The sequence below is a fragment of the Streptomyces sp. NPDC002889 genome (assembly GCF_042888425.1).
Taxonomy (GTDB): Bacteria; Actinomycetota; Actinomycetes; order Streptomycetales; family Streptomycetaceae; genus Streptomyces.
On record NZ_JBIAPT010000055.1, the window covers coordinates 1 to 9737 of the forward strand.

Here is a 9737-nt window from a genome sequence, read left to right on the forward strand (position 1 = left end):
GTCACGTTCCGACAAAACGTGACTTGACACACCCCAAAAACATCAAGTAAAAGCCCACACACCACCCCGGACACACACAGCAGGCCCACCACGCAGGCACAGGCACCGTGCCCCGTCGTATGTCTCGCTGGGGAACGACACCGAATCGGCTTCGGAGTCGTACTCGCGGACGGCGATTCACGTCTGCCATCGGAGTCGGCGATGGACTGGGTGACCTACTCCGATCATGTGGCCGTGGTGAAAGTCTCTTCGGAGAAGGAACTCCCGGCCGAGGAGGAGGACGCCAGGAACGGGGAGGCTACATCGGCCGCTCCGTGACCCTCCAGGTCCAGAAGTCGTTGTAGACCCGCGAGGCCGCACCGCAGCTTCCCGATAGGGCGACAACCGCTCACGCGTCGCGCTTCCCGACACCCCCGTCTCGAGGTCGGCCACACATACATCGTGGCCCTCACCTGCTGCAGCGACGGCTGGGCTCTGGGCTCCGCCGCTCGTTGTCCTTGCCGAAGGTGTCCAGGTCGGCGGCACGTGCTCCCCCGGGGGCCATGATCTGGCCTTCTGGGAGCCGCACGTGCTGTGTGAGGCGCTTGGTCGCCTGTTCCGTGTCGCCGATCCGGTCGCTTAGCCCTCCCTCGAGATTATCGATCTTGCTCTCGCACTCGGAGACGTCGTTGCGGATGCGGCGCAGCTCGTGGTCCAAGTCCTCGGTGTAGCCGAACTTGCCCTTCAGGCTCTGGTGTTCGGTGTCGAGGTCATCGAGACGGCTGTCCAGGTCCCGGATGCGTCGGTCGGTGTCCCGGAGCCGACGCTCTGCTCTGTCCCCGCGTGTTCGTGTCCCGGCCGGGGCGTCGGCGGTGGTCTCGCAGGCCGGAGGGTTACTGCTGGTCGAGACGGTCCGCAAGGTGGGGCACCCCGGCTACTCAGGCGGGGACGGGCTCCGGGTCAGCTTCGTCATGGGGTGGATAGCTCTCGTTGCCCATTCGCTCGGCCGCATCGATGTAGTCGGCGAGAGCGTCGCGGGATTGGGCGAGCCTGTTCATCTGATCGTCCAGTCGCTGCAGCCGTGACCGCATCGCGGCCAGCAACTCGGGACATCCGGGCAGCTCCGGGGCCTCTCCGGCCGCACAGGGCAGCAGGTACGCGATGTCCTCGGAGGATAAACCGGCGCCAAGCAGGTGCCGGATCTGTTTCACCCGCAGCACGGCGTTCTCGTCGTACTCGCGGTAACCGTTCGCGCCGCGGTCTGCCTCCAGCAGTCCCTGGGCCTCGTAGTAGCGCAACTGATGGGCGTTGACGCCCGTCCGACGACTCAGTTCCCCGATCCGCATCGAAACCTCGCTTGACCTTCACACCGGTATCAACGTTGATGATGCTGCCATGAACAACAAACCCGGTACACCCGTGACTGTCATCGGACTCGGACGGATGGGCCAGGCACTCGCCGGCGCGTTCCTGAAGGCCGGGCATCCCACAACCGTGTGGAACCGTACGGCCTCCAAGGCCGACCAGTTGGTGGCCGAGGGTGCACGGCTGGCGCCAACTGTTGGCGACGCGCTCAAGGCAGATTCCCTGACGATCATCTGCGTCACCGACTACCAGGCCATGCACGAGCTGCTCGGCGCGAGCGATATCGAGCTGGACGGCACGATGTTGATCAACCTGACCTCGGGCGACTCGACCCAGGCCCGGGAAGCCGCCCAATGGGCCGAGCAGCGAGGCGCCCATTACCTGGACGGCGCCATCATGGCCATCCCGTCGGCGATCGGGACCGCCGAGGCGGTGATTCTGCACAGCGGGCCGCAGTCGGACTTCGAGGCACACAAGTCAACACTCGACGCGCTCGGCACCGTCACCTTCCTTGGTACGGACCATGGGCTGGCGTCCCTGTACGACGTGGCAGGCCTGGCCATGATGTGGAGCGTCCTGAACGCCTGGCTCCAGGGCACTGCCCTGCTCAGGACGGCCGGCATTGACGCCGCAACGTATGCGCCGTTTGCGCAGCAGATCGCTGCCGGTGTGGCCGAATGGCTGCCTGGGTACGCCAAGCAGATCGACAGCGGCTCCTTCCCTGCCGAGGTGTCGGCCCTGGAGACCGAGGTACGGTCGATGGCGCACTTGATCGAGGAGAGCGAGGCGGTGGGTGTCAACGCCGAGCTGCCGAAGTTGATCAAGGCGATGGCCGACCGCTCGATCGCCGCTGGACACGGTGGGGAGCAGTATCCCGTGCTGATCGAAGAGTTCGGCAAGCCCCGCGACGACTGACCGATCCCGACACCGGGCTCTGGTCTCGGGCTTTCGCGTGGCGGGCTGTCGAAATCATGATCACGAACGTGGAAAGCACCTCTGCCCAGCAAGAATGAGGATTGTTGAGGTCCTTATTCCTGCCACCGTCGGAGGAACTTCCCAGGCGATGAAGCGTATCGGTTCTTTACCCGCGTGTCCCCGTCGAGGGCAGTGGGGGGCGGTTCGCCCTCTGCCGAACTACGTCGTCCAGTGCCCGGGCTGGACGCCGCAAGGCTGGCCCCGTGGTCGGCTCACGGTTGGGGTCGTGGATGTACCTCGACTACGAACGTGAGCACCGGACAGGCTGGGCCACTACGACTCGGCTCTCAGGGCTCCACGCCCCAGCGTCGCGCGATCGCCTTCAGGCGATCGAGTTCGCGTCGCGCCGCGGTTAGGTGGGCGAGGTCGAGGGCCATCCCGGCGCGGGCGGTGATGTAGAGGACATCCTGGCGGGTGGCCGCGTCGAGGCCGGGCGCGGCTTGGAGGCGGCGGCCAGTGACGCTCAGGGAGACCACTATGTGGTCGAGACGGTCCCGCAAGCCCAGAGGAAGCACCTGCGGCAGTGCGTCCTTGGCGTAGTCGCGCACCTGCCGGTCCGCCTCGCAGGGGCGGGGCGGCGAGGGAGCCCAGAGAAGGGCGGCTTCCCGGGCGTCGTCATACATGTCCGCCACCAAGGCGCGCGCGGTTACGAAATCGTCCTTGGCGGCGGCTGCGCGGGCCGACTCCAACATGGAGCGCAGTCGGGCACGGACCTGGGGGGCCTCATCCGTCCGGGCGTCCAGATAACCCGACCACACGTCGAACGCCTTGCTCAACTCGGCGTCCAGCATGACCTTGTATGCGTCCGGCACTCCGCCGCCTCTCCCATGGGGCCGTTCCGGCGTGGACGGCAGCGGTACACGATAGGACGGGCGCTGGGCGCACTGCCCGCGGATTACCTGGGGTCGGCTCAGCAGGAGGAGAAGCCGACGGCGCCGACAGCTCACCCGGCTGAAGGACGCGCTCACGACTACTCGGGGTTGATGGCGAAGGGCACCTGGAGCATGACAGCGGGCGGCGCTCGCCCGGCAGAGTTCGGTGGTGAAGCAGGCAGACGCGGCGTTCCGGGCGGGCGTGTGACGTACCGGAATTGGGGGCCTCGGGGCCGCCGGTGACGCGGTCGTACGCGGCCCTCGGCGGGCCCCGGCCGCACTGTGACCACGGGCGCGACCCCTGGGCCGATTGCCCTCCGGGCAGGCGCTCACCTACCCGTCCACGCCCTCGCTGAACCGGCTCTGACCTGGTGTTTTCCGGGTATCCGCCTAGGGTGGGGAGGTCTGCTGGACACCATCGGAGGGGACTTCGTGAGTCAGGAAGCCATCAGTACGACGCCAGCCACATTGAGGTGCTGGAGGGCTGGGAAGCCATTCGGAAGCGGCCCGGGATGTACGTCGGCTCGACCGGCGAACGCGGCCTGCACCAGCTGGTGTTCGAGGTCGCCGGCCAGGCCGTCAACGAGGTCCTGGTCGGCCGCGCCGGCTCCGTCGACGTCGCCCTCACGCCCGACGGCGGCGTGCGTGTCGCCGACGACGGGCCGGGCGTCCCCGCCGAGGCCTCCGGGGACACCGGCGGTCCCGGCCTCGAAGCCCTGCTGACCCTCACGCACGCCGGGGCCGTGCCTGGCGGCCGCAACGCCGCTGCCTTGGGCCTCTTCGGCATGGGACCCTGCGTCACCAACGCTCTCGAACCGTCTGACGGCCGAGGTGCGGCGCGAGGGGGTGTGCTGGGTCCAGGAGAGTACACGCGCGGCGTCGCGGTCACCCCGCCCACCGCCGTAGGGCCGGCGACCGGAAGCGGGACCACCATCGGCTTCTGGCCCGACACCGACATCTTCGGGACGGCGGAGTGCTCGTTCGCCGTGCTGGCGGAGCGCTTCAGGGAACTGGCCTTCCTGAACCAGGGCCTGAGCATCTCTCTGACCGACCAACACCGCCCGGGCGGATCCCGGCCGGTGCGGGTCCAGTTCCCGGACGGGGCAACGGGACTTCGTCGCCTTCCTCGACGCACGAGCCGGGGCCCCCGTCCACCCGGACGTCATCGGCTTCGAGCGGGAGGACCCGCGGATGGCGGGGGCGGTGGAGGTGGCCCTGCGGTGGAGCGGCTCCCGCGAGGAGCAGGTCCGGAGCTTCGCCAACAGCGTTCCCACCCCCGACGGCGGCACGCATGCGATGGGCTTCCGCGACGGGGTAGCGGCCGCGGTCACCTCGTACGCACGGCAGCGGCGGCTGCTGATGGCCGCCGACCCCGAGCTCGGCACCGACCAGATCGGCGAGGGCCTGACGGCGATCGTGTCGGTGAAGCTGGACGGTCCGGAGTTCCTCGGCGCCACGCACGGCGTGCTGGGCGGCGCCGCAGTGCGCGCCTGCGTCGCGGAGGCCGTCCGGGAACACCGTCAGGACCGTCCCCCTTCGCGACGCGGAACGCGTCGCGCACCTCACCCCGGGCCCCTTAGGGTTCGCAGAACCTTCCCTGGACTCAGACCGCAGCAACCACGGTGACGCCCATGAGCGCTGACGCGATCCGGCCCGAGGACGAATGGGCTTTGCCCCCGGCCCGGATGTGGTCCTGCCAGGACTGCGCCGACGTGTACCGCTCCATGAAGCACATCCAGGAGCAGACGGAGAAACTCCGCCTCACCGGCGAACGCGACATCGACTACGACCCCATGGACAGCGCCGTCACCACCCAGATCGTCCTGGCCCAGCACATGGCCGTCAGCCACCGGGAGCAGCTCCCCGACTGGACGCAACCTGCATGAGTCATCAGAGTGCGCTCGCCGCGGAAGGCGGGGGAGGCTCCCGGGCGGCGCCATCGGCCGCTTGGGAGACGAGCATCGAGCCCGCCACGTGTTCGTACGGCCCAGCGCCGTGGGCCTCAGGTGGGCCCCGGGAGACGAAAGAGCGGTCGAGATGATCCTGGCCGACCCGGACGAGACATTCGAGGCCTGCCCTGCCGGGTTGACCTTCAAGAAGCTGGTGACGGCTACGAGGCGCGTGAAGTGGGCTTCTCGTCTGCGGCTCGCCTCACGAGGCGGATGAGCTGGGCGATCGTGTCGGGCTCTCGGACGGACGGGTATGGCCGCATGCGCCGGACGGGGCGTGGGTTTTGGAGGCAGTGGGCGTCGGGGAGGCGCTGGGGGGTGGGGAACTGGCAGTGGTGGAGGGGTCCTCGGAGGGTGTGGCCGAGGTCGACGTGGACCAGTCGGGAGAGGGCCAGCCCGACCAAGGCGTGCTGCTGGGGAAGACAATCTGCGGTTCGTGGGCGAGTGCCACCTGTTCCATGGCCCCTGGTTGGAGACCGGCTCGAGGGATGACCGGCGCGGCAGTGTGGGCGCGGGTGGACCGGCAGGAGCGCGAAGCCTGCCCGGTGAGGGAATCCGCGGCCAGAGTGACGGCCAGCCCCACCCCGGCCACCGCGACGAGAGGGCGCCATGCTCGGCGCGGCGACAAGGAACCGGCGCTCCACCGCGACGACGCCTTGTCGGTGTCAGCGCGCGCGGGGGCGCACAACTCCTGGGCGTCCCGCGGTGCCTGTGAGTGCAGTCGCTCGGCCTTCGCCTGCGCACGCTGCAGCAACTCGTCGGCATCGTGCTGGGCCTGCGAGCGCAAGCGCTCGGCCTCCGCTTCCGCGCCGGCGCGTAAACAGGCGGCTTCCTCGTGGGCAGTCGCGCGGACGGCCTCGGCTTCCCGCAGAGCCTGGTCGAGCGTGTCCTGGACGGTGGCGCGCAGGCGCTTCCACGGTGCGTGGGCCTGCCGCTGCAAGAACTTCACATGCTGCCACCTGCTGCGCCATTGGTCCACGAGCTCCGGGCGAACCCGGGAGGCGGCCGGGGTGCCCGGTGAGGGAGGCTGCGGGTTGCTGACCACGCGGACGAATTCCAGCAGCGCCTCCAGGGAGGAAAATCGCTTGCCGGACAGTACTTCGTTGAGGCCGGCTTTGGTCAGCTTCGGCCGGACGGATGCCCTGGCGATGGTGGCGTAGGACGGTGCGCCGTACTCGATATGGAGTCGGTTCAGCTCGATGGTGAACTCGCGCAGCGCTTCGTCGTACGCCGTTATGGCGGCAGCGTCCTCCGGCTCGACCTCGGGGTTGCTGTATGTCACCGGATCACCCTCCCTGTTGCGAAATGCCACGCTAGAGGAGAGAGTGTCCGAACGTCCGCAGATTCCGTCGAACGATTCTGAACGCGCTGGGCCGTTCAGCGTTGCGCCGGTTCGTATCGGCCGGTGACCTGCACTGTCCGGGTCTTTGCGGGGCCGTACGGATCACTAGGTACCGGGCGGGGTGCGGCGCTCTGCTGGAGACATGACTGACATCGACACAACCTCCCAGATGCCCGATCCTGAACTGCCCCCCGCCACCCGGGGGCCGGCGCTGCCGCCTGAGCCGACGCGGCATCAGGTACTCGACGTGGTGGTCCTGGTTGCCCTGCTGGGCGTCTGCGCGGGGGTGTACCGCGCGGTCGGGGACGCCGGCTTCTCCGTGATCATCGGGGCAGTCGCCGGGCTGTACGGCACCTGGCGCATGCGGCGCTGATTGGACCCATGGTTGGGCCCGTAGGCCCTAACGGGCCCAACAGCAGGAAGAGCCCGCTCAGCCGGGGCGGACCACAACGGCACGGAAGTCACCGCCGGTGATGGCACCGGCTGGTGCCTCACCCCTTCCGGTGGGCGCACCGCGTTCGGGACAGCAAGGTGCGGCAAAGAGGCGCTCGGCGCGAACCGGCGACGCACCAGGCGGGTGCACCACGTCGTGCCCCCGACGACGACGGTCGCACCCAGAGCGCCGAGGAACTTTGGAAGCACATCCAGAAAGAGGCTCATGCCCGGCCTCCCCCGCGTGCGGGCAGCCACAGTCCGTCACGCGCGCGGCGCCGTTGCTGCTCAGCGGCATGGCACTTGACCTTGCGCCGCACCCGCTCGCCCCAGGCGACCGGGTCTCTCGCCGAAGAACCATCGCAGCCCGCTGGAGCGCGTAGCTCAGGAAACCTCTTCCCAAACTGCCAAGAGCAATGAGCGCGCGGGAAACGGCTTCGGGGAGGAGCCGGTCCCATGAGTCACAGGGAAGTGCCTCACGGGGATGGTAGGGGCACGGCAGTGTCCGGGGGTGGAAGTGGGCAGGCCCGGTCAAAGCTCCTGTTTCGCACCGCCTCGTGGACCCCGAACCAGTCCGACGGGCATGTCCCCGACGGCGTCAACGCAGGCGCGGGAACCGTGGTGGCGGAGGTGCTGCCGGCCGGTGGGGCGACCGGGTGGCACTCGACCGTGTACGCTCCGCCCCTGCAGTCGACGGTCGATTCGCCACCGCATGCTGATACACCGACCAGCAGCAACGCCGTCACCACGATCGTCGCGGCGCACCCGCGTCCCGTGGATGAGATAGACCGACTCCTCATGACCTTCCGTCCCCCCTCTTCTCCTGCCCCTGGCGCCGGCCCTTCCCGAGCGGGCCACCGCATGCCTGAAATCAGTACGGGAATCGCGAGCAGGAGGGGCTGCTCCAACCTCCTCGGGTGAGCGGATACATCCTGCAGAAAGGAGCTCGGTTCGCCTTCGGCAGCACAGGTTCCCTCACTCGGTGGTGACGCATCATGAGCGGTGCACATCTCTGCACCGCAGGCCCCAAACGTGCTGGATACGCGGGTGGCTCCCGACGTCATGCCGCCTTCCTGGGCCAGAGTGTCCCGGCCTGCTTGACGATACGGTCGCCGACAGCGAACAGGGCGTACACGTCGTCTTTCACCTGCAAGGTGAACTGCCGGCCTTCGTCAGCACGGATCGTCAGCAGGTAGTCGGTGCGCATGCCGGTGGTCAGCGTGACGCGCTGGACCGAGAGGGCGATCACCTCACCGGCGAACTGGCTTTCCACCTGCTGGTTCACTTGTCCCGCGAAGGTCCACAGGAGCAGAGCGATGGGCAGCAAACCCAGTACCAAGAAGATCCACATAACTCCCCCCGCCTGCCACCCGCGGCGAGGACGACCGCCGCGTTTGTTGAGCGTAACGCCGATCTGCAGCGCCGCCCAGGGTAGGAGTGGCTTTCAACCGCGTCCCCACTACGAAGTATCCGTGCTTATCTCGCACGAAGCTGAAGCGATGTCAGCCCACGGGCCCCGGCGCGAACGGTACGTCTCCCACAACGGCGTGAGCCAACGTCATCGCGTGCCAAACCCACTGTGCCCCATCCATTCGAACGCGCTGGGCCACCGTAGTGGCTGTCTGCGTCCGACGTGCGCATGCTGCGCCAGGGTCCGACCTCCAGCCCCAGCTGCATCAGCCGGGCTGCTGGATCTGGAGCGCGGGTGAGGCGAGCGAGACAGGGAAAACGCCCTCCCGCCGCCACGGCTCCCGCACCTCAGATCTCGCCCGGCGTTACTCAACCGTCCGCGTCTCATCGCCCCGCAGATGCGTCATCCGCCCTCTCTGGCCCGGGCTCGCCGACGCCAGCGCCTCCGTCAGTGACGTGATGGTCGTGATCTCCGCCGAACCCAGCTTCGTGATGATGTCTCCCGGCTGGATCCCTGCCATCGCCGCCGTCCGCGATGATCTTCATCGTCGAGACGGGGCGTACGCCCTCTCGGCGCCCGGGCCGCCGGGGCCGACGTGGTACGGCTTGCTGTAGCTGATCGGGTCAATGTCCGCTCCGGGACAAAGCCGAGTACCTCGCAGCGGCAAGCGGGCCAGGTCCTCCTCGGTGAGCGCACCAGGCTCCCGTCGGGCAGCGCGAAGCCGCGCCCCACTTCCTCGTACGGGATCTCCCGGCCCTCGGCACGGCAAAAGCTCCGGTGTTCGACCCGGCTGCCGTCGGAGGTACGGATCTCGTGGAGGCGCACGGCGTGCTGTTCGGTGACCTGTACAGCCGGACGGGCAGCGCGACCATCCCGAACTGGATGATGCCGGACCAGGTGGCCCTCATGACTCCAGCGTCGGCCGCTGCCAGTTGGGGCGCATCCCGCGTGTGACTTTGACTCGTATATGGCCAGCCAGGTGTGGTGTGGCACTCGGCTCTGAGGGCGTCGAACCAGTCCCACCAGGGGCGTGTGCCCACGATCAGCCGGCACACAGGGATCCTCTGCTGTTTCCCGTCGAGGATCCTTCCCGTCCACGTCTCGGCGCGGGCCAGTGGCAGCAGGACGGTGTTGACGGGTTCCTGCGGACGTACCGCCTCGTCGAGGGCGTCGATGACTATCGTGGTCTCCCCAGGATTGGCCTCCAGGCGGCCGATGAGGGTAGTTGCGTCCCAGGTGAAGTGGGGGTGCAGTTAGGTTCAGATGCGCCGCGATGGAGTTCAGCACCTCCTGCGGGGCGTCGGCGTACGTGCACGGCGACTAGGGCCTGTGTGAGGTTGTGATCAGTTGTTGGGTTCTGCCTCCTTCATGGGTGGAACCCGGTAGGAATTTGCCGTGACGCGCAAGCAACT

Annotated in this window: 9 protein-coding genes and 2 pseudogenes; 4 read left to right on the plus strand and 7 right to left on the minus strand. The window is 68.2% G+C overall.

Annotation, left to right across the window (positions count from 1 at the left end; translation table 11 throughout):
* Positions 1-448 precede the first annotated feature (448 nt).
* Together ACFYWI_RS37995 and ACFYWI_RS38000 are read right to left on the minus strand one after the other, a co-directional pair.
* The gene (locus ACFYWI_RS37995; RefSeq protein ID WP_389240680.1) at positions 449-898 is read right to left on the minus strand and encodes a hypothetical protein; all 450 of its coding nucleotides are present in this window, start codon (positions 896-898) and stop codon (positions 449-451) included.
* Positions 899-917: 19 nt separating this feature from the next.
* Positions 918-1325, minus strand: coding sequence for a MerR family transcriptional regulator (locus tag ACFYWI_RS38000; RefSeq protein WP_389240682.1), 408 nt, complete (start codon positions 1323-1325; stop codon positions 918-920).
* Positions 1326-1374: 49 nt separating this feature from the next.
* On the opposite strand from ACFYWI_RS38000, the gene ACFYWI_RS38005 reads away from it, so the two are divergent.
* A complete protein-coding gene (locus ACFYWI_RS38005; RefSeq protein WP_389240684.1) occupies positions 1375-2259 on the plus strand; it encodes an NAD(P)-dependent oxidoreductase in 885 nt (294 codons plus the stop codon).
* A gap of 347 nt (positions 2260-2606) precedes the next feature.
* On the opposite strand, the gene ACFYWI_RS38010 is transcribed toward ACFYWI_RS38005, so the two are convergent.
* Together ACFYWI_RS38010 and ACFYWI_RS38015 are read right to left on the minus strand one after the other, a co-directional pair.
* Positions 2607-3131 (minus strand): hypothetical protein, encoded by a 525-nt coding sequence (locus tag ACFYWI_RS38010; RefSeq protein WP_389240686.1) that lies wholly within the window; start codon positions 3129-3131, stop codon positions 2607-2609.
* Positions 3132-3628: 497 nt separating this feature from the next.
* The gene (locus ACFYWI_RS38015; RefSeq protein ID WP_389240688.1) at positions 3629-3925 is read right to left on the minus strand and encodes a hypothetical protein; all 297 of its coding nucleotides are present in this window, start codon (positions 3923-3925) and stop codon (positions 3629-3631) included.
* 427 nt (positions 3926-4352) lie between these two features.
* Between ACFYWI_RS38015 and ACFYWI_RS38020 the strand changes: the two are divergent.
* A pseudogene (locus ACFYWI_RS38020) lies at positions 4353-4817 on the plus strand (hypothetical protein); the annotation flags it as partial.
* A gap of 5 nt (positions 4818-4822) precedes the next feature.
* Entirely contained in the window at positions 4823-5077 is a 255-nt protein-coding gene (locus ACFYWI_RS38025) for a hypothetical protein (RefSeq protein WP_389240690.1), read from the plus strand.
* A 265-nt stretch (positions 5078-5342) separates the two neighbouring features.
* Here ACFYWI_RS38025 and ACFYWI_RS38030 read toward each other — a convergent pair whose 3' ends face one another.
* On the minus strand, positions 5343-6422 hold the full coding sequence (locus ACFYWI_RS38030; protein WP_389240692.1) for a hypothetical protein: 1080 nt from the start codon (positions 6420-6422) through the stop codon (positions 5343-5345).
* A gap of 202 nt (positions 6423-6624) precedes the next feature.
* On the opposite strand from ACFYWI_RS38030, the gene ACFYWI_RS38035 reads away from it, so the two are divergent.
* Positions 6625-6855, plus strand: a complete 231-nt coding sequence (locus ACFYWI_RS38035) for a hypothetical protein (RefSeq protein WP_389240694.1) — start codon at positions 6625-6627, stop codon at positions 6853-6855.
* 1119 nt (positions 6856-7974) lie between these two features.
* Here the strand turns inward: ACFYWI_RS38035 and ACFYWI_RS38040 are convergent.
* Both ACFYWI_RS38040 and ACFYWI_RS38045 read right to left on the minus strand, forming a co-directional pair.
* Entirely contained in the window at positions 7975-8199 is a 225-nt protein-coding gene (locus ACFYWI_RS38040; protein WP_389240696.1) for a hypothetical protein, read from the minus strand.
* 490 nt (positions 8200-8689) lie between these two features.
* Positions 8690-8848 (minus strand): annotated as a pseudogene (locus ACFYWI_RS38045) (PDZ domain-containing protein); the annotation flags it as partial.
* Between the last annotated feature and the right edge of the window lie 889 nt (positions 8849-9737).

Bases quoted from the DNA above. Each gene is read 5' to 3' on its own strand.
- ACFYWI_RS38035 (WP_389240694.1), top strand. From the start codon at position 6,625: ATGACTGACATCGACACAACCTCCCAGATGCCCGATCCTGAACTGCCC.
- ACFYWI_RS38025 (WP_389240690.1), top strand. From the start codon at position 4,823: ATGAGCGCTGACGCGATCCGGCCCGAGGACGAATGGGCTTTGCCCCCG.
- ACFYWI_RS38005 (WP_389240684.1), top strand. From the start codon at position 1,375: ATGAACAACAAACCCGGTACACCCGTGACTGTCATCGGACTCGGACGG.
- ACFYWI_RS38000 (WP_389240682.1), bottom strand. From the start codon at position 1,325: ATGCGGATCGGGGAACTGAGTCGTCGGACGGGCGTCAACGCCCATCAG.